At 47.9% G+C, this 22,763-nt stretch carries 23 protein-coding genes; 7 read left to right on the top strand and 16 right to left on the bottom strand.

From position 1 onward, the window contains the following. Positions 1–56: 56 nt before the first annotated feature. Both greB and DBX26_RS00505 read right to left on the bottom strand, forming a co-directional pair. Entirely contained in the window at positions 57–560 is a 504-nt protein-coding gene (gene greB / locus DBX26_RS00510) for a transcription elongation factor GreB (RefSeq protein ID WP_014230552.1), read from the bottom strand. Between the two features lie 128 nt (positions 561–688). Continuing rightward, positions 689–2,569 carry a RimK/LysX family protein gene (locus DBX26_RS00505; protein WP_118117428.1) on the bottom strand — a complete coding sequence of 627 codons (1,881 nt, stop codon included), beginning with the start codon at positions 2,567–2,569 and terminating at the stop codon, positions 689–691. A gap of 208 nt (positions 2,570–2,777) precedes the next feature. Here DBX26_RS00505 and DBX26_RS00500 point away from each other — a divergent pair, with 208 nt between their 5' ends. Then, the gene (locus DBX26_RS00500) at positions 2,778–5,108 is read left to right on the top strand and encodes a Tex family protein (RefSeq protein WP_118117426.1); all 2,331 of its coding nucleotides are present in this window, start codon (positions 2,778–2,780) and stop codon (positions 5,106–5,108) included. Positions 5,109–5,184: 76 nt separating this feature from the next. Here the strand turns inward: DBX26_RS00500 and DBX26_RS00495 are convergent, their stop codons facing one another. Then, a complete protein-coding gene (locus tag DBX26_RS00495; RefSeq protein ID WP_118117424.1) occupies positions 5,185–5,649 on the bottom strand; it encodes an ATP-dependent Lon protease in 465 nt (154 codons plus the stop codon). Between the two features lie 111 nt (positions 5,650–5,760). Further along, the gene (gene bioH / locus DBX26_RS00490) at positions 5,761–6,528 is read right to left on the bottom strand and encodes a pimeloyl-ACP methyl ester esterase BioH (protein WP_162889647.1); all 768 of its coding nucleotides are present in this window, start codon (positions 6,526–6,528) and stop codon (positions 5,761–5,763) included. Positions 6,529–6,612: 84 nt separating this feature from the next. Between bioH and DBX26_RS00485 the strand changes: the two genes are divergently transcribed. The 4 genes from DBX26_RS00485 to cysQ all read left to right on the top strand — a co-directional run bounded on the left by DBX26_RS00485 (position 6,613) and on the right by cysQ (position 9,618). Then, positions 6,613–7,335: a ComF family protein gene (locus DBX26_RS00485; protein WP_118117420.1), complete on the top strand. Its 723-nt coding sequence runs from the start codon at positions 6,613–6,615 to the stop codon at positions 7,333–7,335. 96 nt (positions 7,336–7,431) lie between these two features. Beyond that, on the top strand, positions 7,432–8,016 hold the full coding sequence (gene nfuA, locus DBX26_RS00480) for a Fe-S biogenesis protein NfuA (RefSeq protein ID WP_014230546.1): 585 nt from the start codon (positions 7,432–7,434) through the stop codon (positions 8,014–8,016). Between the two features lie 160 nt (positions 8,017–8,176). Beyond that, positions 8,177–8,746, top strand: coding sequence for an ADP compounds hydrolase NudE (gene nudE / locus DBX26_RS00475; protein ID WP_020335697.1), 570 nt, complete (start codon positions 8,177–8,179; stop codon positions 8,744–8,746). A 44-nt stretch (positions 8,747–8,790) separates the two neighbouring features. Beyond that, positions 8,791–9,618, top strand: a complete 828-nt coding sequence (cysQ, locus tag DBX26_RS00470) for a 3'(2'),5'-bisphosphate nucleotidase CysQ (protein ID WP_020335696.1) — start codon at positions 8,791–8,793, stop codon at positions 9,616–9,618. 283 nt (positions 9,619–9,901) lie between these two features. Here the strand turns inward: cysQ and DBX26_RS00465 are convergent, their stop codons facing one another. Genes DBX26_RS00465 through gspC form a run of 12 tightly spaced genes read right to left on the bottom strand, consistent with a single transcriptional unit; the run spans position 9,902 to position 21,193 of the window. Further along, a complete protein-coding gene (locus DBX26_RS00465; protein ID WP_118117418.1) occupies positions 9,902–10,663 on the bottom strand; it encodes a type II secretion system protein N in 762 nt (253 codons plus the stop codon). A 1-nt stretch (position 10,664) separates the two neighbouring features. Further along, entirely contained in the window at positions 10,665–11,156 is a 492-nt protein-coding gene (locus tag DBX26_RS00460; RefSeq protein WP_041170184.1) for a type II secretion system protein M, read from the bottom strand. 7 nt (positions 11,157–11,163) lie between these two features. Next, positions 11,164–12,363: a type II secretion system protein GspL gene (gene gspL / locus DBX26_RS00455; protein ID WP_162889646.1), complete on the bottom strand. Its 1,200-nt coding sequence runs from the start codon at positions 12,361–12,363 to the stop codon at positions 11,164–11,166. Beyond that, entirely contained in the window at positions 12,332–13,342 is a 1,011-nt protein-coding gene (gene gspK, locus DBX26_RS00450) for a type II secretion system minor pseudopilin GspK (RefSeq protein ID WP_118117414.1), read from the bottom strand. The genes gspL and gspK overlap by 32 nt, the downstream gene beginning before the upstream one ends. Continuing rightward, the gene (gene gspJ, locus DBX26_RS00445) at positions 13,335–14,000 is read right to left on the bottom strand and encodes a type II secretion system minor pseudopilin GspJ (RefSeq protein WP_020335689.1); all 666 of its coding nucleotides are present in this window, start codon (positions 13,998–14,000) and stop codon (positions 13,335–13,337) included. The genes gspK and gspJ overlap by 8 nt, the downstream gene beginning before the upstream one ends. After that, a complete protein-coding gene (gene gspI / locus DBX26_RS00440; RefSeq protein ID WP_174234185.1) occupies positions 13,987–14,376 on the bottom strand; it encodes a type II secretion system minor pseudopilin GspI in 390 nt (129 codons plus the stop codon). The genes gspJ and gspI overlap by 14 nt, the downstream gene beginning before the upstream one ends. Continuing rightward, entirely contained in the window at positions 14,363–14,962 is a 600-nt protein-coding gene (locus tag DBX26_RS00435; RefSeq protein ID WP_118117412.1) for a GspH/FimT family pseudopilin, read from the bottom strand. The genes gspI and DBX26_RS00435 overlap by 14 nt, the downstream gene beginning before the upstream one ends. 32 nt (positions 14,963–14,994) lie before the next feature. After that, complete coding sequence (gene gspG, locus DBX26_RS00430; RefSeq protein WP_014230536.1) at positions 14,995–15,438, bottom strand: type II secretion system major pseudopilin GspG; 444 nt, start codon at positions 15,436–15,438, stop codon at positions 14,995–14,997. 60 nt (positions 15,439–15,498) lie between these two features. Further along, positions 15,499–16,716, bottom strand: coding sequence for a type II secretion system inner membrane protein GspF (gene gspF / locus DBX26_RS00425; protein WP_118117410.1), 1,218 nt, complete (start codon positions 16,714–16,716; stop codon positions 15,499–15,501). After that, positions 16,716–18,218, bottom strand: coding sequence for a type II secretion system ATPase GspE (gene gspE / locus DBX26_RS00420; RefSeq protein ID WP_014230534.1), 1,503 nt, complete (start codon positions 18,216–18,218; stop codon positions 16,716–16,718). The genes gspF and gspE overlap by 1 nt, the downstream gene beginning before the upstream one ends. Further along, on the bottom strand, positions 18,218–20,239 hold the full coding sequence (gene gspD, locus DBX26_RS00415) for a type II secretion system secretin GspD (protein ID WP_014230533.1): 2,022 nt from the start codon (positions 20,237–20,239) through the stop codon (positions 18,218–18,220). Before gspD ends, gspE begins: the two co-directional genes overlap by 1 nt. A gap of 36 nt (positions 20,240–20,275) precedes the next feature. Continuing rightward, positions 20,276–21,193, bottom strand: a complete 918-nt coding sequence (gene gspC / locus DBX26_RS00410) for a type II secretion system protein GspC (RefSeq protein WP_118117408.1) — start codon at positions 21,191–21,193, stop codon at positions 20,276–20,278. A gap of 251 nt (positions 21,194–21,444) precedes the next feature. Here gspC and hslR point away from each other — a divergent pair, with 251 nt between their 5' ends. Continuing rightward, positions 21,445–21,831, top strand: a complete 387-nt coding sequence (hslR, locus tag DBX26_RS00405; protein WP_014230531.1) for a ribosome-associated heat shock protein Hsp15 — start codon at positions 21,445–21,447, stop codon at positions 21,829–21,831. A 31-nt stretch (positions 21,832–21,862) separates the two neighbouring features. Next, positions 21,863–22,738, top strand: a complete 876-nt coding sequence (hslO, locus tag DBX26_RS00400; RefSeq protein ID WP_014230530.1) for an Hsp33 family molecular chaperone HslO — start codon at positions 21,863–21,865, stop codon at positions 22,736–22,738. Positions 22,739–22,763: the final 25 nt, after the last annotated feature.

The following is a 22,763-nucleotide window of genomic DNA, read 5'->3' as shown; positions in this document are numbered from 1 at the left end:
ATGAATGAGGATGTCGGTTAAACATGGTCGGAACATTCGCTCACCGACCAGTCATCCTAGCTAGGGTTTGTCGCATCTGGGCTGGATAGGTTGTACTCAATCGAGTTAATGAACCACTCTTTATCGCCATCGGGCGTCCTAACCGTAAACTCTTCATCGACTTGTTTTTTTAGCATCGCGCGCGCCATGGGTGAGTCGATAGAGATATAGCCTTTAGCATCGCCATAAATCTCTTCCGGCCCGACAATACGAAACTTCTTCACATCACCCGCTTCATTTTCGATCTCGACCCAAGCTCCGAAGAAGACCTTGCCTTCTTGCTGAGGTGAGTAATCCACGATGGTCACCTCAGGTAAAAACTTTCTGAGAAAACGAACGCGACGATCGATTTGGCGCAATAATCGTTTATTGAAGGTGTAATCTGCATTTTCAGAGCGATCGCCCAGACTGGCGGCCCAGGTGACTATCTTGGTGATCTCAGGTCGCTTTTCGTTCCAGAGGTAATCGTGCTCTTGTTTGAGTTTGTTATAGCCTTCACGCGTAATCAGCTTAGTTTTCAATTTTTCTCCTTGGGAGACGGGTGATTTTCGTTTGGTTTATGCCCCGGCTCTAATTCTGAGATTATACCAATCACAGTACGTAAAACACGGGGCGAAGTTGGCGTTCAGCCTACAAATTGACTGAGTTTTTACTTTTTGACATCCGATTTTTTCGTCACGATGTAATTGGTGTCACTCGACACCACCACACCATGCTTCAAAAAGTTTTTACCCAAAATCATGCTGTACTTAAAACGTTCTCTGTCCTGAAGGTTGACCTCTATTTTCTTCTCCAGATCGCCCAGTTTCACGTGCATTTTAACCACCGGCCTGACGTTGGTTTTCTCGCCCTTCTTCGCGGTAATGTGCATCACATTGACCACTTCACGAGTCAGCTGTTTTTTCACGCCATAATCGTTTTCATAAGTGAAGCTCACCATGTCTTTGCCGTCTTTCTGAAATTGCTTAATATCAGTAGCGCTGATTGAGCTGACGTCAGCCCCCGTATCCAGTTTCACCGGGAACAACATGCCTTCCACTTCAGCCACTTCAATATGACCAGCCCGGAATAACGGTTTGGCATCCAAGAGGTGATCCGCACGCGTATTCAGCAGCACACCACCTTTTGCCATATCATGGCCAAACACGAAAAACGGTTGAGTTTCTTCGTTCTCCAACACATCAATGGCAAATTCGATGGTCTTCTCTGTGTTCCCAAACACAAAATCCCCTTCAACCACAGGGCGCACCATATCGCCCACTCTTAGCTTTTTCACAACGGGTTTGGTGATTTTTTCCTCTTTGCCCTGTTCATTGGTTAAGTAATAGGTCGCCACTTCATCTTTGCCTTTTTCGCTGAGCTCAAAGCCATGCACGCGAAGAAGCGGAGTTTTGACGGTAAACGTTGGGTAGGCTGGTACTGAGTAGCCATCAATATTGAGAGTCTCCTCAGGAGAAATCACCAGAGGTTTGGTTTTCAGAGCACTCTTAAAGGTCTTTTCAACACCACCAAGCAGGTTTTCTTTATCGGTATCGACCACAAAGTGCTGGCTAACCACATCATTGCCTAAGCGCAGCTGTGAGCTAAAATTGCTGCGATCACGCAAATAGACCAACCAGTGCTGAGTTTCGCTTTCCGACACTTTCACAGGTAAATATACCAGTGGTCGCTCACCTTTCGTCGTTTTAAGCATACGAATCAGCGGCAGTGTCATCGGGTGTCGCTTACCGTTTTCGCCCTCTAAGGTGAAGGACACTTGCTTGGCCTTCTTATCTACTTTGATATCCAGAGCATGCGCATTGGTGTAGCGACTGCTAGTCGAAATACTCACCTTGTAAGGAACACCTTCAACAGAGACAAGCTCTTGCTTACCAATCATTTTGGCCTTGGGCTGCTGCTGCAGGTAGTCATATCCGGCAAACACCCACGCGTTATCTTTCAGATAGGTTTTTCCAATCAGAATTGGCGCAGAAAACTGCTTACGTGCGGTTAAGTTCACAACGGTATCAACGGTATGACCCGCTATCGTCATCGGCATTTTTACGTTTGGACGCAATATCGGTTTTGTACTGGTACGGCTGCGAATCGCACTGATGCGTTCCAGATCATCGGTGACTGTGATCTGTTTGCCCGTGTAAGGGTGCTGAATGGTAAAGCTCACTTTGACTTGATACGGCTCGAAAGTCCCATCATCCCACTTGGCTTTGGTTCCACCCAGATCATCGATGATCGCCCAAAGTAACTCGTTATCTTTCAGGTTAGAGAACTCTGGGTTCGAGCTGGTGACGTGAATATTCTCGGCATGCATCGAGGTGGTATCGGCACCCGTATCAATCTTACCCATAAACGGCACGTCACTTAGCTCTGGAATCTCGCTGTAATAGACATTTTCAACCCGGCCTAACACCAGTTTGTCATCGAGTTGATAAATTGGATCTTGAGTGGTTGCGGAAAGAGATTGCGCCCAGCTAAATGGCGCAACAAGTAAGGCACTGGTAAGCGCCAAAGCCAAAGACATTTTTTTCATCATGATTATCCCTATGAGCTAAGGTATGTACTTTAGTTGATAATCGAGGATATAAGTTCTCAATTTAATTAAAGTTTTGACACAAACCTGACTGATGTCCACCAGCGCCCGGTAAATTTTTGCACTGCTCGCGGAAAACATTGCAAATTCATCGAATGACCCCAATGTTTATACCTAACGAAACTCAACTGAATAAAAAGAGAATACACGGATGAGCCAAGCTATCTGTCGCATGATTGCTCAAGAGCTGAATGTTCGCCCAGAGCAAGTCAACGCTGCTGTCACCCTGATTGATGACGGTAACACCGTTCCTTTTATCGCACGTTACCGTAAAGAGGTGACGGGTGGCCTTGATGACACCCAACTGCGTACGCTGGACAGTCGCCTGTCTTACCTTCGTGAACTGGACGACCGTCGTCAAACCATTCTGAAGTCTATTCAGGAGCAAGGTAAGCTAACGCCTGAACTGGAAACAGAAATCACTCAGGCAGACAGCAAAACTCGTCTGGAAGATCTTTACCTGCCTTACAAACCAAAGCGTCGTACTAAAGGCCAAATCGCAATTGAAGCAGGTTTAGAGCCACTCGCTGACGCCCTGTGGAATCATCCGCAAACTGAACCAGAAATCGAAGCAAGCAAGTACCTTGACGCAGACAAAGGTATCGCGGATACCAAAGCGGCACTGGATGGCGCGCGTGCCATCATCATGGAGCGCATCGCCGAAGACGCCAACCTGTTAGAAAAGATTCGTACGCATCTGAACCGTAATGCAGAGCTCGTTGCCCGTGTTGTCGAAGGCAAAGAGAACGAAGGTGAGAAATTTAAAGATTACTTCAGCCACAATGAGCCACTCAGCAAAGTGCCATCTCACCGTGCCCTTGCGATGCTTCGTGGCCGTAACGAGGGTTTCCTTACGTTGGCAATGAATGCCGACCCAGAACAGGAAGAGAGCGTTCGTCAGTCTTACTGTGAAACCATCATTGCAGACCATTATGGCGTGACACTTAGCAATGCACCCGCAGATACGTGGCGTAAACAGGTAATCAGCTGGGCATGGCGCATCAAAGTGTCAATGCACATGGAAACCGAGCTAATGGGAGCGATGAAAGAGCGCGCAGAAATCGAAGCGATTGATGTGTTCGCCACCAACCTGAAAGATCTGTTGATGGCGGCTCCAGCTGGCCCTCGAGCCACGCTGGGCCTCGATCCGGGTCTGCGTACTGGTTCAAAAATCGCAGTAGTCGACTCCACAGGTAAAGTACTGACGACCGAGACCATCTACCCTCATCCACCGCAAAAACAATACGATAAATCAGCTCAGATTGTGGACCAACTGGTACGCAAGTTTAACGTTGACTTGATCGCCATTGGTAACGGTACGGCTTCTCGCGAGACAGACAGTTTTGTCGCTGACGTCATTAAGCGCGGCAACCTGAAAGTACAAAAAATCATGGTCAGTGAAGCCGGAGCTTCGGTTTACTCGGCTTCTGAGCTGGCAGCGAAAGAGTTCCCGAATATGGACGTATCGCTACGTGGCGCTGTTTCTATTGCGCGTCGCTTGCAAGATCCTCTGGCGGAGCTGGTGAAAATCGATCCTAAATCGATCGGTGTGGGTCAATACCAGCATGATGTCAGCCAATCGATGCTGGCAAAACGTCTTGATGCAGTGGTAGAAGACTGTGTAAACGCCGTAGGTGTGGACGTTAACACTGCATCTGCCGCACTGCTGACTCGCGTGGCTGGCCTTTCCAGTACCATCGCGCAAAACATCGTTGATTTCCGTGATGAAAACGGCCGCTTTGATGCGCGTACGACACTGAAAAAAGTGCCTCGCTTAGGGCCAAAAGCCTTTGAACAGTGTGCCGGTTTCCTGCGGATCATGGATGGAAAAAACCCGCTGGATGCCTCTTCGGTTCACCCAGAAGCCTACCCAGTGGTCAAAAGTATCGCAGCGAAAAACAGCAAAGACGTTAAAGCACTCATCGGCGATACCACTTTCCTGAAAAGCTTGCATGCTGTGGATTACACTGACGACAACTTTGGTGTTCCAACGGTGACAGATATCATCAAAGAACTGGATAAGCCGGGCCGTGACCCTCGCCCTGAGTTTAAAACCGCGACCTTTGCTGATGGCGTGAATACCGTGGCAGACTTGGAACCCGGCATGATTCTGGAAGGTGTGGTATCGAACGTCGCAAACTTTGGTGCATTCGTTGATATCGGTGTCCATCAAGACGGATTAGTACACATCTCAGCACTGACGGATCGCTTTGTCTCTGACCCGCGTGAAGTGGTAAAAGCAGGTGACATCGTCAAAGTAAAAGTGATGGAAGTCGATATTCAGCGTAAACGTATTGCTCTGTCGATGCGTCTTAACGATGAACCGGGCCAGGACAATCGCAGCCAGCGTTCTGATGCGCCGCGTCATAATGATCAGCAACGTCGTCAACCACGTCGTGATAATTCCTCATCAAATAATGCATTAGGAAATAACGCAATGGGTGGCGCTTTTGCCGCGGCTTTTGCCAAGGCGAAAAAGTAAATCCCGTTAAAAAAGAAAACGCTCCAGTCAGTTAGCGCTGACTGGAGCGTTTTTATTTGAGTAGAGTTTTGAGTTATTACAATACTGCTATCACGTCTGACGGCGTATGAGGCGCGACCGAATGACCATAATGAAACTTGATCACTTTCCTGCGCCTTTCCATCAATCCTTGATAGATCGCAGCATCCAGAATGCGCTTGGGTAAGCGAAAGCGTATCGTATAGCCTTTCCCCTGTTCTTCACTGTACGACTTGAGTGCGAGTAATCCGAAAAGCCGTTCTAACGTATCGGCTGGTTCTTCAGAGTAACGAGCGTCAACTTCAGGCTCCCCGTCATAACTGGGATGCTCAGAAGGATCCCAAGCAGACTGGCGTCGCCGCTTGTCATCTCCTTTTACTTTGCGCTCTGCACTAGTTTTAACCAATGCGGTCGTTGGCGTTACAGGCTCCCGGACTTTGTTATCACGAGCCGCTTGCTCCGTTTGCACATTCACGGACGGGGCGATCAATGGCACACTTACGTTGGTCGGTGACACAATCATTGCGAACCCTCCTCGGAGTCGCCACTCGTCTATGCCGCTAGCAAATACAGCCTAGCTCAAACCTTTATCGACCACTTTTTAAACAACTTGAGTTTTTTGCCCCACGAACCGTTAGCGAACAGCAAATTCTCGAACTTGCGCACAAAACGCGTCATGTTCAGTCATAAACGGCGCATGGGAAGACTGGCTAAAGATGCCATGCTCAGTGTGTGGCAGCTGCTCATTGAGATCGCTGGCGACCTTAATCGGTACCAGTCCGTCTAGTCGTCCATACAAACGTAACATCGGCATAGTCAGCGACGTAAGCGCATCGCGCAGATCAACGTCCGCTAAGATATTTAAACCCACCAGCAGTGAGTCTGGATTCGGCTGAGGGCGAGAGAGCACCGCTTGCTTAAGCAGTTTTACGTCTTTACGCGCTGATGGGCTGCCCATGGCTTGCAGCGCCATAAAACGCTCGATTGTGAGTGAAAAATCTTCCAGCAACTGCTCGGTAAAAGCACTCAGAACCTTAGGCTGAATGCCACGCCATGTTTTCTCTGCCGCAAATTTAGGAGAGCTCGCCACAGTGATGAGTTTATTCACTCGCTCTGGTGCGTTAAGCGCAATATGAGTCGCCACCAAACCGCCTAATGACCAGCCCAGCCAAACCGCTTTTTCTGGCGCGCCTTTCAGCACCATCTGAGCAATCTGAGCTAAATCTTCGCCATGATGTTCAGCGCTGTGGCCGTATCCTGGAAGGTCAACCACGTGCACCCGAAAACTGGACTGAAGGGACTCGATGGTTTGTTGCCAAACCGCGCCATTCATACCCCAGCCATGCAGCAACACTAAATCTGGTCCCTGACCAAACGACTGCCAGTGTAAATTCGTGCTCATGCTCTCAATCTCTCCCACTTAACTTATTCCTTACGCTTACATCCCGGCGTTAGTCTGTGCAAAACCTCTACCTGAATAAGTTGTATGTTATCTCATCACTGGCAAAACATCATGCATCGCGTGCTCGGTAGTCAATGTGGTTTGTGCAAGCTGCCACTGAAAACAACACAACCGCCTAACGCTCTTCGTTGGTGTAGCCATTGTTTTCAGTATCTTAATCCGATTAGAAGGTGCCAACATTGCGGTTTGGCTATGCAGAAAACAGAAAGGAGCGACACGGTGTGTGGCGAGTGCTTGGCCGAACCACCGCCCTGGCAGCGACTCATTACTCTCGGTGACTATGCGTTTCCTCTGTCACGCGAGGTTCAGCGCTTTAAGGATCATGGCGAGAATTGGCACGTAGAAGCATTAACGCAATTGCTCGCGGCGCGTATTTCTTCTCCAGCGACACTGATTACCAGCGTTCCACTGCACTGGCGACGCTATTTATCGCGTGGATTCAATCAAAGTGATGTACTTGCCAGACACTTGGCAGCCCATCTGCATCGCCATTTTGACCCTAAAGTATTTCGTCGTATCCAATACGCAAACTCTCAGAGAGGCCATACTAAAACCCAACGAGAGCAAAACTTGCAAGGTGCGTTTATCCTCAATAAAAAGCCGATGTATAAACACGTGGCGATTGTCGATGATGTCGTCACAACGGGCAGTACGGTACGACAATTATGCCAATTACTACTTGAAGTTGGTGTAGAAAGCATCGATATTTACTGCATCTGCAGAACACCTGCTCCTACTTCGCTCTAGACCGATTCACTATGCCTTATCAGCAAAAAAGCTAGACCCATACGTCAACAAGAGTAGAATAGCAGCAGTAACCTACAAATTTACTCGGGTATTGTCGTGTCAAATATTACTATTACAGAAACTGCGCAAACGCATTTCGCTAATCTTCTCGGTCAACAGCCAGAAGGGACTAACATTCGTATTTTCGTTGTAAACCCAGGTACACAAAACGCTGAATGTGGTGTGTCTTACTGCCCACCTGAAGCGGTGGAAGGAACTGACACAGTGCTCCCATACAGCGGCTTTTCAGCATACGTTGATGAGTTGAGCCTGCCATTCCTTGAAGACGCTGAAATCGACTTCGTTACAGACAAAATGGGTTCTCAACTAACGCTAAAAGCGCCAAACGCTAAAATGCGTAAAGTGTCGGATGATGCACCGCTTGTTGAGCGTGTTGAATACGCTATCCAAACTCAGGTGAACCCACAGCTTGCTGGCCACGGCGGTCACGTAAGTCTGGTTGAAATCACTGATGAAGGTGTTGCTATCGTTGCATTTGGTGGCGGCTGTAACGGCTGTTCAATGGTCGACGTAACACTGAAAGAAGGCATCGAAAAAGAACTACTAAACCAGTTCTCTGGTGAACTCACTGCGGTTCGCGATGCTACAGAACACGATCGTGGTGATCACTCTTACTACTAAGGTAAGTACTGTCATTGAAAATGGGAGACTCAGGTCTCCCGTTTTTGTATCTAGCATTCGCCAGAGCGATAAATTCCAGCTAGCAACTCAGGCAGACTTTTCATATATTAAGAATCTTACGCACCTCGTAAAAACCCAACGACACCAAGGAGCCAGCGCTATGTCGAAAAGGACCCCACCAGAGATTCTCTCTTGCCAGACGGTCGCAAAGTCTAAGCTGTTTGCAGTGGAAGCCCTCGACCTTCGCTTTTCTAATGGCGAACATCGCACTTACGAGCGTATGAAACCTAGTGGCCGAGATGCCGTTATGGTTGTTCCTGTTACCGAACAGGGCGATCTCCTGTTGGTTCGTGAGTACGCGGCTGGTACAGAACGATATGAGTTGGGTTTTCCCAAAGGTCTAATTGATGCGGGAGAAACGCCACATGAGGCGGCAGACCGCGAGCTGAAAGAAGAAATCGGTTTTGGCTGTAATCAATTAACCGCTTTAAAACAAGTTATCCTCGCACCCTCTTACTTTTCGAGCAAAATGACCCTGTTTTTAGGTCAGGCGTTGTATCCGGAAAAACAAGAAGGCGACGAACCTGAGCCATTAGAAATTGTGCGCTGGCCACTGGCACAGGCTGAAGAGCTCATCACGCACATGGATTTCTGTGAAGCACGCAGCATCACCGCATTGATGTTAGCACTGAAACATTTACGCAATACCACTCGCAACAGTAACCAATAACAACAACAGAGCCAAATCATCGTTGTGAGTAAGGACAATCACCTATGCCAATGACAAAAGATCTATCTCACCTGCTCCCTCAAGTTATTGAGATCGCCCGCAGCGCCGGGCAATTGATCCTCGATATCTATCAAAAAAAGCAATACGAAGAATACACCAAAAGTGATGAAACACCGGTGACCAGCGCTGATATCGCTGCACACAAGTTCATCATTGAACGCCTGAGCGAACTGACTCCGGATATTCCTGTATTGTCTGAAGAAGACGCAGACATCAGCCTGTCAAAACGTGCTCAATGGCAACGCTATTGGCTGGTAGACCCTCTCGATGGTACTCAGGAATTCATCGCACGCAGTGGCGACTTCGCAACGATTATCGCCTTAGTCGACAATAACAAGCCGACGCTCGGTGTTGTTTATGGCCCGGTATCCGGTGTCACTTATTATGCCTACAGCGGAAAAGGGGCATGGAAAATTCCCGACATGTCGGAGAGCGTGAGAATCCACACTCATAAGCATGAGCATCCCGGTCAAAATATTGCGATTGCCATCAGCCGTCGTCAGGACATCAACCGCATCACCAACCGCATGAGCAGCGCCTGGAATTATGAACTGATCCCACTTGGCTCTGCTGCGTTAAAAGCGTGTTTAGTTGCTGAAGGTGCGGTGGACTGTTACCTGCGCTTAGGACCAACTGGCGAATGGGACACGGCCGCAACTCAATGCATTGTTGAAGAGGCTGGAGGTCGTATCCTGAGCACTCAATTGGAACCTCTGTCTTACAATGAGCGCGAAACGTTGGAAAACCCTAACTTCATCGTATTAGGTGATGAATCATTACCTTGGAATGATATTCTTCAGCGAAAAGATTAACTTTCTCTCCCCCTGCAGAGCGAACTTCTATAAGGCCACGAATCTAATTCGTGGCTTTTCTTTTTATTGCTGTACAGCGATTAGGGCATTTGGCCTGCTATGATCCAAAAGCTACACAAGCTGCACACAAACTCATAGATAACTTTAAAATCAATTAGTTATTAAATCTTGGTTGGATGAGGTATTTTCTCGTACAGCAATTTTAGGGTTTGGCCTACCATGATCCAAAAACAAAAAGAGCTGCACATTGGCAGCTCTTTTCTCTGTCTTTTTAGGCTTTTATTTAAAAGCGCCCTTTGTAATCAAACTCATATTGACCTTGTGCGTTTGGCTTGCCGAGCCATTGCAGCTGATCTCCCATCGCTGAAGGGAACTCAGCACCCGGTTTAAACCATGCTGTCGTCGAGTAACGCTGATTCGGCATTAACTCCGCTGAAAACGCCGCTGAGACTTGCGGGCTATTTTGTTCACCGGATGCGGTCAGCACGCTGTCTTTACAGTTCAAATTGGCTACAACCGGACCGAGATCTAAGCGCCCTAATGGACTTTGTATGCCACTCGCACTCCAAACCAGCGTGCCATCCCCTTCACTACACCAAGGAGAAGCATACGTTGCATGGTGGATATTGAGCTCCAACTGTCCATCGACACCAACCGGAACTGGCAAGCGCGCCTGCTCAACGACTTTTATCGCCGGAACAGAGGCGACTAAGTCTTTTGCGTAGGCATCACCAAACAAACCATAGCCCACTAGGCCACGTCCTCGCACATCCATATCGCTGCCACGACCAAAGCGTACGGCAAATTCTGCTTTACCAGTAAACAAAGCAGACCATTGGAAATCCCAGTTTACTTCACCTAGATTTTGGCGTTGCCAGCGAACATTAGATGCCTGACCTTGCCATATGGTGCCCTGAACGCCCTGAATATCGAGCCCACTTACCTTTGGACTTTGTTTAACAACCCAGGAAACCGGCAGGCCCATTAATAAACTCACAGAAAAGCAGGCAATAAAGATGCCTGCATAAAGTACAACTCGCTTCAATTTATCCTCGCTTAAACTGCAGGCGATTCACCTCGATCATGCCCGCCTGTTCGGTTCGATCAATATCTAAGAACTCCACCTCGATACCTTGCTGCTCTTTCAAATAGCGTAACCAATCTACCAACTGGTTAAAGGCTAAAGGTTTGATCCACACCTGAACACTCTCGTTTCGGGGTTGTACGCGGATCAGCTCAACCTTATAACGGCGAGCTGAAGAAGACACCAACTGATTAAGAGGCTGATTCGAGTAGGTTACACCACCGCTCTTACGCAGTGCCGTGATGTCGTCTGCTTTGTCTTGCACCCAGGCAAGAAGCTGTCTTTCACTCTGTATTCTTGACTGTGCCAAATCTGCTCGCTGGCTCATCGGTTGTAATATGCCCCAGTAAACGAGACCGACAATTACGAGAACCCCACAACCCATCATCATACGCTGTTCACGTTGTGAGATGCCGCTCCACCAAGTTTGAACTTGAGAGATTAAATTCTTCATCATCACCTCACAAACGTTTCAATACAAAACTGCCCATCACAACTTTGTCGTTGCGATTAAGCTGGCCTTGCTCGACATTAAACTTTTCAGCAAGTTTTACTCGAGCTTGCTCGAAAGGCTGAAAGTCAGAGCTGCGAGCGTGAATTCTTACTTCTCCACGCTGGCCATCATATTTGAAGCTGGTAATTTCCAAATCCTCAACCTGACTCAGCGCAGAAGGAAGCGCAGCCAGCCAAACCAACATCGCTTCGTCACCAGAACTACCAGACAAGCGACGCTCTTCATCCGTCATTTGGCGTTTAAGGTAACTCACGGTCGGAATGCGATTTTTACCCGGGAAAATCTGGCGGAAAATGCGTTCACTTTCTTCGCGGTACGTCTGAGCCTGAGCTTCATACTTATGTACCATTAGCAACTGTTGAGCGACCAAGACCACGAGCAAAACACCCGCAGCGATAGCGGTTTTTTGCCATATTTTCCAGTATTTACCCCAAGACGATTTCGGCTTAAATGCTCCGGTGAGTAAGTTGGTTTTGCTTTCAGCCACACCTTTGGCTAACAACGCCATTGTCATTTCTTCTGGCTGAGGCACCCATACTTCACTGACGGCAGACTCTGGAACCGAGCTGTAACAGTCTAGTTTCCAACCTTCATGGTTTTGTAGATAAGATGAGAGATAAAGGTCTAACCATGAAACATCCACAACCGCGCCTTCGGTTTGTGAGTGACGAATCAGCCACTGATCACCCATAAGTGCTGCGCTACTATTCTCATTCACTGGTAATGCCAAAACATCTGGCAAAACACGTTTAATTGTCATTCCCTGGCTCAAGAAGCGCTGCAATACGGTTTCGAGCCACACTCGCTCAACCGCACACACGTGCGCTTTCCCAGATTGCTTGCTCAATACCGTGAAGTGAAGACTGTCGACATCTTGTGCCACTTCGTCTTCCACCAGATACGGCAGCATGGTGTCGAACTGACGTTCTGCGCCTGCGGGGATATCCACTTGAGTGAGTACGACATCGTTACTTGCCAGTAAAGCAAACACTGGACGCTGGTTAGCGTAAGACACTAACTCATCCAAATGTTCCCACCCGGCGATTTCGCCGCTGGCAATCACTTCCTGCTGCTCTGTCGACCACACCACCCAAGGAATGGTACTTTGTTGTTCGCTACTCAGCCGAACGGTCAGAAACTCGCTCACTGATCCCTCCAAAACGACGGCGTACTACCGTCACTGTGTCTCTGTTTGTACTTTGCAAAAGGCTGCGGATACGCACGCGTGAATCATCCACCAGCACTTGTGCATCTAATTCGAAGAAAGCGCTATCGACGCCTAAATAAGCTTTGGCTTCCTTCGTGATATTTTCATTTAAGCCAGCTAATTCTGACTCGGCTAAAAACGCTTCAATATTGTCCCAGCCATCGAATGGGCGCTTTTCTATCAGCTGTACCGCATCACTGTTGCTCAAACCGGGTGAGAACATCGCGACTAAAATTGGCGCTTGTTCCACTTCAATAGTGTTCACGTTCAGACGCCAGTCATCGCTTGGTAAAGCGCAGACTAACGGCGCTATTTTTTGATAGAAGTCGCCACTCACCTGATAGACTGAACGTAACTCCGTTTTGTCCGCCATCCAGCTGTTCGGCGGCAAATAAGCCGGGTTCATCGCTTCATAAGTACTGTCTTCGACCCCGGTCGTCGAACGAACCACAGAGTCGCTGTCTACATACTCCCAAGTCGAGTCTGCAATCACTTCAGCTTGATAAGGGTCCACTTCCGACTCTTCCAGTAAGCGTTGCAGGACCTGCACCAAGTAAGGTCTGACCGTTTGCTGACTGGTTGACTGTACACGGCTCAACACGTTGAGGTTAAAGCACGCTTGTTTATCTACAATCCGTCCGGTCGCCTGACCGTAATCAAGTGGATAAACCTGATCTTTTATCGCCCACGGCTGGCTCAGGTTAATGGTGTCAGTATCCTCATAGCTTTGTTCAATACCCACTTTTGCCAGAGCTTCGACGCCTAAACTATACCAATAAGCCTGTTGGAAATTGATTTGGTTACCACCACGTTGAAACTGAGCAAATAGACGCTCAGACATGCTTGCTGCTACCGTCGTCATTATCGCCAGCAACATCAGGACAATGAGTAGAGCGACACCACGCTGACTTTTAGCCATTGTCACTCCCCTCTGACTCACCCAGTTTGCCATCTGGCGTAAGATAAGTGCGCGTGATTTTGCCATAGTCCTTCAGCGTCAGAACCACCGATACAGCTTTAGGCAATGAGTCACTGCTGTCCCAATCACTTTTCCACTGATTACCATCATAAAAGCGAATGTCGAATGCTTCGACTTGCGTCAGTAGAGGCGTCACAATCCCTTCCTGTCCAACAGGTGTATCCGGATAGCGCCACCAGATGCGCTGCAGCGTCTCGCCCTTAATTCGATAACCCACTTTCGTTACCTCACCGCGAGGAAACTGCTGTTGCGGATTGTGCCAACCCAAGCGAGCAAACATCACGCCTTTGGCATCCGAGTCCAATAAGTAGTCTGACCAAAAGATGAGCTGGCTTGCCACCTCCTCTCCATCGGTACGAGTGCGACGCAGGGCCATCTGACGAAAGTCATTGTCCATCATTACCATCGTGCGCTGCAGCTCATTCAAACGCGCCGTGCGTTCCTGAGAGAGCAGGTTGCTGCGCTGTATCTGCGACACTACCTGATAGGCTGCAACACTTAAGCTGGCAAAGATTGCAATCGACACCAACACTTCGATAAGTGTAAAACCTTTTTGCTTGTGGTGCTTAGCCACGTTGTGCCCTCTACTGCGCCACATAGCTTCGTACCGTCACAACTGGGCTTGCGTCTTTTGCTGTCGCGACGCTTACATCAAATGCTTTCAGCAATGGCTGCGTGGTAGCCACTGGCGAAACTTTCCAGTACCACGTGCGTCCAGCGAGCTCCTCAGTGCCATTTTTCGCTTTGAGTTCACCGGTGTCTAACATCACATTGGCCATTTGATTATCCACAACCATTGCTGCAAACATTTTTTCTTCTAAGTAGCTGACCGTATTAATGTGTTGGCTTACTGAGCGAATCACACTAATGGCCGCTGTCGCAAAAATCGCCAGAGCAACCAGCACTTCCAACAAGGTCATGCCTCTGGTTCGGCGACCCGTTAAGCTCAGGTGAGTTCGCTTAAAATTGCGCATTCTCATCCTCTTCTGCTTCTTCACCCGGTGCTAATAACAAAATCTGACCGGACTCTTTACCTACCACACGCCAGCCATCATTCAATGCGTCGCCATTTTTAGGAAAGAAAGACAACGTAAACGGCGTCAATTCAGCACTGGAAAACACAAACACTTGTGGCGGCTTGCTCTTTACCTTTTTCTCCTGCTCGGCAAACATATCTTCATCAAACAGGGAACCGGGTTCAAACAAGCGATCATCGTCATCCCAGGCGCCACCGCCTAAGTCCAGTTGCAACGTGATGTCTTCATCCAGCGCGGTTTCACTTGGTATCTGGCGCATGTCTAATGGTTGCCAGCCCTCTTCGCCAAGGCTCAGTAATGCATAGGTCGATTTTACGTCGTCAACTCGAACACCAAAATCTTTGCCGCTCAATACGGCCTCTTCATTGAGTAGTAGTAAGCGCTGAAAAAAGCTTTGGGCGTATTGTTTTGAAAGGTCTTTCTGACTGGTAGGCAATGTCGTAACTACCGCTAAAGCGGTCAGAGATAATAAAACCAGCACCAATAGAATTTCTATTAATGTAAACGCTTGATGTTTTCGCATTTGCTTCCTTGGCGCTGGTTTAACGATCACGGTTATTGGAAATCTTGCATATTCCAGTTGCCGATATCTGCAGCTGGACCTTCACCACCTTCTTGACCATCCGCACCCAAGGTAAAGATATCAATCGTGCCATTGTCACCAGGGCTCAGGTATTGGTATTCATAACCCCAAGGGTCATTAGGAAGACGCTTAATGTAGCCACCATCACGGTAGTTACGTGGCTCAGGGTTTGACGGTTTGTTTACCAATGCATCCAAACCTTGATCGGTCGTTGGATAAACGTTGTTATCTAATTTGTACATATCCAAAGCATTTTCTAACGCCACAATATCTGTGATCGCTTTTTGTTGGTCTGCCTTTTCTTTGTTACCAAGTAGGTTTGGTACAACAAAACTTGCCAAAATACCTAAAATTACAACCACCACCATTACTTCTAACAGTGTGAAGCCACGTTGTTTACTGCGCTTAAAGTTCATTTTTTTCTCCGAAAGTTAGATTAAAGGAACACCCTTAGTAGACATCCCTTAACCCGAATATTATCCGCTCATTAAGTTATTCATTTCTAGCATTGGCATCAAGGTCGCCATCACTATGAACAGTACAAGGCCAGCCATTAAAGCAATCAATACAGGGGTGAAGATGCCCAATGCGATATTAACGGTTGATTCAAAGTTCTGGTCTTGGTTGTCTGCGGCACGAGTGAGCATGCTTTCCAGCTCGCCACTCTGCTCACCACTGGCGATCATGTGCAACATCATTGGCGGGAACAGGCGAGTCTGATCAAGAGCACGACGCAAGCTTGACCCTTCACGCACATTGTCCGCAGCCACCAGCACCTGTTGCTTCACGTAGCGGTTCGACATGACGTCCACCGCGACACGCATCCCGTCTAGAATAGGGATGGCGCTGGAAGTACAAATCGAAAGTGTACGAGCGAATCTCGCTGTGTTGATACCTTTAGAAATCTTACCTAACAGCGGCAAGTTAAGAATTTTTTTATCCCAGGCAAGGCGGAAATCCGGCTTTTGCAATGCCAGCTTTAGACCATAGAAAAACACCACTAAGACAACAAAGATAATCAACCCCCACTCCTGAACAAACTCACTGGCTGCCAGAAGAACTTGGGTTGATTGAGGCAGTTCTTGTCCCATCTGAATAATAGGATCGATGATTTTCGGCACGACTGTCGCCAGCAAGAAAGAGACGATAGCAACCGCGAAGACGACCAAAACCACAGGATAAATCATGGCTTGCAGCAATTTAGAACGCATTTTTTGACGATTTTCTACGTAATCTGCCAAACGCTCCAATACCGCATCCAAATGTCCCGATTTTTCTCCCGCCGCAACCATCGAGCGAAACAGTTCATCAAACACATGAGGGTAATCCGCCAGGCTATCTGCCAGAGCGTAGCCTTCAGTCACTTTAGAACGCACCGCTGCCATCATGGTTCGGATGCGAGGTTTGTCTGCTTGCTCAGAAACCGCGCGCAAACATTCTTCAAGAGGCATGCCTGACTGAACGAGGGTGGAAAGCTGGCGTGTAATCAACGCTAATTCTACGGTTTTAATGCCACGCTTAAAACTGACTGAGCCTGAAGATTTGGCCGCTTTTGCTTTCGCTTCCATCACTTCAATTGGGATCATGCCCTGCTCTTTCAGGCGTTGGCGGACCTGACGTCCATTATCCCCTTCGATGGTGCCTTTCTTTTGTTTCCCTTTGGCATCCAGCGCTTTGTACTCAAATGCCGCCATTACGCTTCCTTCGTCACTCGCATCACTTCTTCAAGTGACGTAATACCACGACGTACTTTGCTCAGCCCATCACTGCGGATACAAGGTGTATGCGCACGAACCGATTTCTCGATTTCCAGTTCACCGGCTTCTTTATGAATCAGTTCTTGCACTTCCTCATCGACCAGTACCAACTCATGAATACCAGTACGGCCACGGTAGCCTTTCTGATTACATAGCTCGCAACCCTTAGCACGATGAAGAACTAACGATTCAGATTCACTCATCCCAAACAGCTTTTTCTGCTCACTGTCTGCTTCATAAGGCTGTTTACAATCCGGGCATAGCGTACGCACAAGGCGCTGAGCCAATACGCCTAGCAGCGAAGAAGAAATCAGGAACGGTTCAATACCCATATCACGCAGACGAGTAATCGCACCCACCGCGGTGTTGGTGTGAAGCGTCGACATCACCAAGTGACCGGTTAAAGACGCTTGCACGGCAATTTGTGCGGTCTCTAAGTCACGGATCTCACCGACCATCACCACATCCGGGTCCTGACGCAAAATTGCGCGTAGGCCGCGGGCAAAGGTCATGTCCACTTTAGTATTAACCTGTGTCTGACCAATGCCATCGATATCAAATTCGATCGGGTCTTCTACCGTCAGAATGTTACGTTCGTTGCTGTTGATTTCTTGCAAGCCAGCGTACAAAGTGGTCGATTTACCGGAGCCCGTCGGACCGGTAACCAAGATAATGCCATGAGGGCGCTGGATGAGATGACGAAAATTGTCATGCACCGAGGTCGTCATACCCAAACTGTGCAGGTCAAGACGCGTGGCGTTTTTGTCCAACAGACGCATCACCACACGCTCACCATGTGATGACGGCATGGTCGAAACACGCACATCAACAGCACGACCACCGATACGCAAGGAAATACGTCCATCCTGAGGAACACGTTTTTCTGCAATATCCAGTTTGGCCATGACTTTGACACGGGAAACCAGCAGGGGTGACAGCTTGCGACTTGGCGTGAGAACTTCACGCAGTACACCGTCAACGCGGAAACGAATCGAGAGTTTTTTCTCGAACGTTTCGATGTGAATATCTGAGGCACCTTCTTTGATAGCTTCACCAAGCATCGCGTTGATTAGCTTGATGATTGGCGCATCGTCTTCGGACTCTAACAAGTCTTCATCATGCGGCAACTCTTCTGCAAGAGAGAAGAAGTCGTCACTGTCTGCACCGATGTCTTCCATCAGCTGACGCGCTTCAGAGGAGTCTCGCTGATACGCTTCAGTCAGCTTCTTATCGAACGTCTCCTGATCGATAGGCTGAGGCACAAAGCTCTGCTTAATCACGCGACGGACTTCAACCAGAGCCGCTGGGTTAAGCGGCTCGACGTAAAACAAAATTGGTGGGCGCTCAGGATGTTCAGTCTCCAGCACCAGTTTAAAGCGATTGGCAAAACTGAATGGCAGACGACGCATGCTTGGCGCAGTGTCTAACATATCTACCATTAGTTCATACTCATCTGATCAAGAAACGCTTGGATCTCAGCAGGATGCTCACGGTCCTTACCAAACTCAGGCATCAGTGGGATCTTGTCATCCGACATCAGCTTCAAACCTTGCTCTGCTTTGTAAAGCTGTTCAGCACGAATAAAGTTGTACTTACGCTGAGTGATGCCATCCGCCGTCATTCCATCACGGATAATCGTTGGTTTGATAAATACCATCAGATTGCGTTTTTGCGTTTCTGTAGTGGTTGATTTGAACAAGTAACCTAAAACGGGAATATCACCCAATAGAGGTACTTTGGCTTCACTTTCCAGTGCCCGCTCATCCACTAAGCCACCCAGCACTAGCATCTGACCATCTTGAACCATAACAGACGTATTTAACTGACGCTTGGCAAAGCGAACGTCCACCGCACCATTAGCACCTAAAACGTTCGATACTTCTTGTTCGATATTCAGTTGAACAGAATCACCTTCGTTAATTTGTGGCACCACTTTCAGTTTGATACCCACTTCTTTACGGTCAACAGTCTGGAATGGGTTGTCGTTGTTTGAGCCAGCAGTCGAGCCAGTAATAACCGGTACTTCTTCACCAACAATAAATGACGCTTCACCGTTATCCATCACCGTAATGCTTGGAGATGACAGGATGTTAGAGTTTGAATCCGTTGCCACTGCGTTAATCAGTGCTGTCCAGTCGCCCATGACGATGCTCATTGCCGCGCCGTTTACACCACTTAATGCAGATGCCAATGTTGAGTAATCACCTTCTTCGGTGTACTCACGGGTCTGCCAGCTACTTGAATCGCTATCCCAGTAGCTTTCTGTCTGCGTAGTGTTTTTCGCTTCTTCCAGACCGACCATGACTTCGCCGATTTGCGCGCCAGAACCGTACTGAATAACTGCGCCAGTCTCTAGCGAGCCCCATTGAACGCCAAGGTTAATACCATCACCTTCCGACATTTCAACAATCAGCGCTTCAATCAATACCTGTGCTCGGCGGATATCAAGCTGGGCGATAACATCTTGCAAAGCCATCATGATATCTGGCGGCGCAGTCAATACGAGTGCATTGGTTGCCGGGTGAGCTGCAATAACTACTTCGCCACGCTGCGCGCTTGCTCTTTGGCCTTGACCTGCTTGTTTTTCTGCTTGTAGATTGTCAGAGACACCTTTCAGTACTTCGACTAAATCTTCCGCTTTGGCATTTTTAAGGTAAACCACTCGGTTATTGCCTTTCGTTGCCATCTCTACATCAAGCTGACGGATTAAGCGTTTAAGACGAGCACGTACTTTAGGGTCACCGGAGATAAGGATCGCATTGGTGCGATCATCAGCCACGATTTTAGGCTCTAAGAATTCTGGTGTGCTTTTCTGGTTGGTGCTTTTGTTTAAAGCTTCCACAATACGCACCATCTCTGCTGCAGACGCGTTGCGCAGTTCTACCAGCTCAATTTCTTTGTCACCTGCCTGGTCAACACGTTTAATGATTTCTGCCAAACGATTGACCACCGCCGCACGACCTGTAATCAGAATGATGTTGGCTGGATCATAGTGAACGACGTTACCAGCACCGGCATTGTCGATAAGCTGACGCAACAATGGAGATAATTCACGTACCGATACATTACGCACAGCAACGACTCGGGTGATAACGCTGTCGCCTTGCGCGCTACTATCACCTAAAACGGGGATTGCAGAAGTCTTCGAGTCTTTCGCTTTAATAACTTTCAGTACGCCATTGTCCATTTCTACAACTGCGTAGCCGTACACTTCAAGTACGTTGAGGAAAAAGCTGTAGTATTGCTCTTCATTCAGCACGTCATAACTACGGACGTCGATTTTTCCGCGTACCGATGGATCAACAATGATGGTCTTCTCTAAATTTCGACCAACGATGTTAATGAATTCCTGAATATCAGTGCCTTTAAAGCTGGCACTAAATTCATTTGCTATCGCACCAGGGGCACAGAGTAGGCTCCCTGCCAATAACCAAGCACTTTTGCTTAACCAATGTTTCACGTATTTCTCCCTGCACTTACGCTGATAGCCTAAGTATTACAATTGGATATAGATTTCGTACTGCTGGCCTTCACGCTCAACAGTCAGATTCAGCTCTTGCGGATCGTTCATGATTCGCATCAATTCAGCTGAAGAAGAAGGATCACTCAAGTCGATCCCATTAAGTTGTACTGCAATATCACCAGACTCTAAGCCCACATCATTAAATAATGCAGCGTCCCGACCCGGAGCAACTCGGTAACCCACAATGTCATCACCATTCTTAACTGGTGAAATGCTGATGTATTTGAAAACACTTTTCGGATCTTGAGCAATTTCCTCTCGGATTTGCTCCAATTTGTCACCAGCTACGGATTCTGGTTGTGCTGCCTGCGCACGTCTTAATTGAGGCGATTCAGATAACTTGTTGTATTCAATCCCCTGCATCATCAGGGTTTCGTCACGGCCTTGGTTTTCGATGATCACACGATCCACCAATACGGCTTTCAGTGTCGCACGTGTGCCTTCGATTTCTTCACCGATACCATACGTTGACTGTTTACCTTTATTAGCAATCACCGCTAAGCTGGTTTGCACCTGATTACTGGCCACTGCCCCCACGAGAGTTAAGTTTAGACGAGTTTTAGGTGCATCTTTGACAACTGGTTGTTCGATGATGACAGGTTTTTGTTCAGAGTATTGACCGAATAAGTGAGCATTTTGAAGGGCATTGAAATCAATCGCGTCTTTGTTATTGCCAGCATTAACGTTACCTGCTGAAGGCCGCCATGGGCTGATATCAGCCGTTTGTGGGATCGCTAACCACACTATCTTTCCGAGCAGCCACCCGGCTAGCGCGATAAATAAACAAGTAAACAGCAAACTAAGCTTGGTTTGAATCGCGTAGTTATTGGATTTCATCTGAGCCAGTAGCGGGCTACCAGATAATCCAGCACTCAGCTCTATTCGCTTCACTAAATTGATTCCTTTCTTTCGATGTAGGTCGAACTGGCTATTAAAAAAACATCGACTCTATCTTTCTAAAATGACAGTAAAATTACTAATAAACAAATAGCAGTGAACTATATCACAACAGATATGGCATACCTTTTTCTTCTTCAGTTTTTGCCAACTCCCTTGAAAAAATTAGACCTTGGCTCCATCTGTAGGTGAATAATCCATCACTCACTGCGGTTAATGGCAGTGGTTAGATAGCGTAGTGTTCTATGAGTTCCGTTAATGAAGCCGTTAGGCTAGATAAATGGCTTTGGGCCGCCAGATTTTATAAAACCCGCTCCATCGCTCGTAACATGGTCGATGGCGGTAAAGTCCACTATAATGGCCAACGAAGCAAACCGAGTAAAATCGTTGAAGTGGGCGCCGAAATTAAACTTCGTCAAGGCAATGAAGAGAAAACGGTGATCATTGAGATAATCTCCGATCAGCGTAAGGGCGCACCAATCGCACAGACTCTGTATCGCGAAACTAATGAAAGTATAGCGAAACGTGAGGAACACGCGACACAACGTAAACTTAATGCCCACAACCCAAGTCCGGAACGCCGCCCAGATAAGAAGCAGCGCCGAGACATCATTAAGTTCAAACACCAGTAAAAAGCCGGAATACCAACGAGGAAATCACTCCATGGCAAATAATGTTTTAAACCGCTACCTATTTGAAGACCTTTCAGTTCGTGGCGAGTTGGTACAATTGGACGAAGCGTACCAGCGTATTATCTCCAGCAAGGAATATCCGGCGGCAGTACAAAAACTGTTAGGCGAGCTACTCGTATCAACCACACTTTTAACCGCGACGCTTAAGTTCGAAGGCTCAATCACTATTCAGATTCAAGGCGACGGCCCGGTTTCTCTTGCTGTGATCAATGGTGACCACAAACAAAGAATTCGTGGTGTTGCGCGCTGGGAAGGCGATATTGCCGATGACGCGAGCCTTCACGATATGATGGGTAAAGGTCATATGGTGATCACCATCGAACCTAAAGTAGGCGAGCGCTACCAAGGTGTTGTTGGCTTAGAAGGTGACAATCTGGCAGAAGTTCTGGAAGGCTACTTCGCTAACTCTGAGCAGCTAAAAACGCGTCTTTGGATCCGTACTGGTGAATTCGAAGGTCAACCGCATGCAGCAGGTATGCTGATTCAGGTAATGCCGGATGGTACTGGTTCTCCTGATGATTTTGAACATCTGGAGCAACTGACTGACACAGTAAAAGAGGAAGAGCTGTTCGGTTTAGAAGCCAATGAACTACTTTACCGTCTTTACAACCAGGACAAAGTGCGTCTTTACGAACCTCAACCAGTTTCATTCCAGTGCGGCTGTTCTCGTGAACGCAGTGGTGCAGCGATCGTCACTGTTGAGAAGGCGGAAATTTATGACATTTTAGCCGAGGTTGGATCAGTTTCGTTACATTGTGATTACTGTGGCACAACTTATAGCTTCGATGAAGCTGAGGTTACTGCGCTCTACGAACAAGCTTCAACGGACAAAAAAACGCTGCATTAATTTTCATAGCTTACCAAGCACGTAA

It is taken from the genome of Vibrio sp. dhg (assembly GCF_003443775.1).
GTDB lineage: Bacteria > Pseudomonadota > Gammaproteobacteria > Enterobacterales > Vibrionaceae > Vibrio > Vibrio natriegens.
This window is presented reverse-complemented; position numbering and strand designations above follow the sequence as displayed.

Excerpts from the sequence above, each read along its gene's own strand:
- DBX26_RS00505 (WP_118117428.1), bottom strand. The coding sequence starts at position 2,569 with ATGATGAAAAAAATGTCTTTGGCTTTGGCGCTTACCAGTGCCTTACTT.
- bioH (WP_162889647.1), bottom strand. The coding sequence starts at position 6,528 with ATGAGCACGAATTTACACTGGCAGTCGTTTGGTCAGGGACCAGATTTA.
- DBX26_RS00500 (WP_118117426.1), top strand. The coding sequence starts at position 2,778 with ATGAGCCAAGCTATCTGTCGCATGATTGCTCAAGAGCTGAATGTTCGC.
- gspE (WP_014230534.1), bottom strand. The coding sequence starts at position 18,218 with ATGGTAGATATGTTAGACACTGCGCCAAGCATGCGTCGTCTGCCATTC.
- nudE (WP_020335697.1), top strand. The coding sequence starts at position 8,177 with ATGTCGAAAAGGACCCCACCAGAGATTCTCTCTTGCCAGACGGTCGCA.
- DBX26_RS00485 (WP_118117420.1), top strand. The coding sequence starts at position 6,613 with ATGTTATCTCATCACTGGCAAAACATCATGCATCGCGTGCTCGGTAGT.
- cysQ (WP_020335696.1), top strand. The coding sequence starts at position 8,791 with ATGCCAATGACAAAAGATCTATCTCACCTGCTCCCTCAAGTTATTGAG.
- gspG (WP_014230536.1), bottom strand. The coding sequence starts at position 15,438 with ATGAACTTTAAGCGCAGTAAACAACGTGGCTTCACACTGTTAGAAGTA.
- gspI (WP_174234185.1), bottom strand. The coding sequence starts at position 14,376 with ATGCGCAATTTTAAGCGAACTCACCTGAGCTTAACGGGTCGCCGAACC.
- gspJ (WP_020335689.1), bottom strand. The coding sequence starts at position 14,000 with ATGTGGCGCAGTAGAGGGCACAACGTGGCTAAGCACCACAAGCAAAAA.
- DBX26_RS00495 (WP_118117424.1), bottom strand. The coding sequence starts at position 5,649 with ATGATTGTGTCACCGACCAACGTAAGTGTGCCATTGATCGCCCCGTCC.
- hslR (WP_014230531.1), top strand. The coding sequence starts at position 21,445 with ATGAGTTCCGTTAATGAAGCCGTTAGGCTAGATAAATGGCTTTGGGCC.
- gspF (WP_118117410.1), bottom strand. The coding sequence starts at position 16,716 with ATGGCGGCATTTGAGTACAAAGCGCTGGATGCCAAAGGGAAACAAAAG.
- DBX26_RS00435 (WP_118117412.1), bottom strand. The coding sequence starts at position 14,962 with ATGCGAAAACATCAAGCGTTTACATTAATAGAAATTCTATTGGTGCTG.
- hslO (WP_014230530.1), top strand. The coding sequence starts at position 21,863 with ATGGCAAATAATGTTTTAAACCGCTACCTATTTGAAGACCTTTCAGTT.
- DBX26_RS00460 (WP_041170184.1), bottom strand. The coding sequence starts at position 11,156 with ATGAAGAATTTAATCTCTCAAGTTCAAACTTGGTGGAGCGGCATCTCA.
- gspK (WP_118117414.1), bottom strand. The coding sequence starts at position 13,342 with ATGGCTAAAAGTCAGCGTGGTGTCGCTCTACTCATTGTCCTGATGTTG.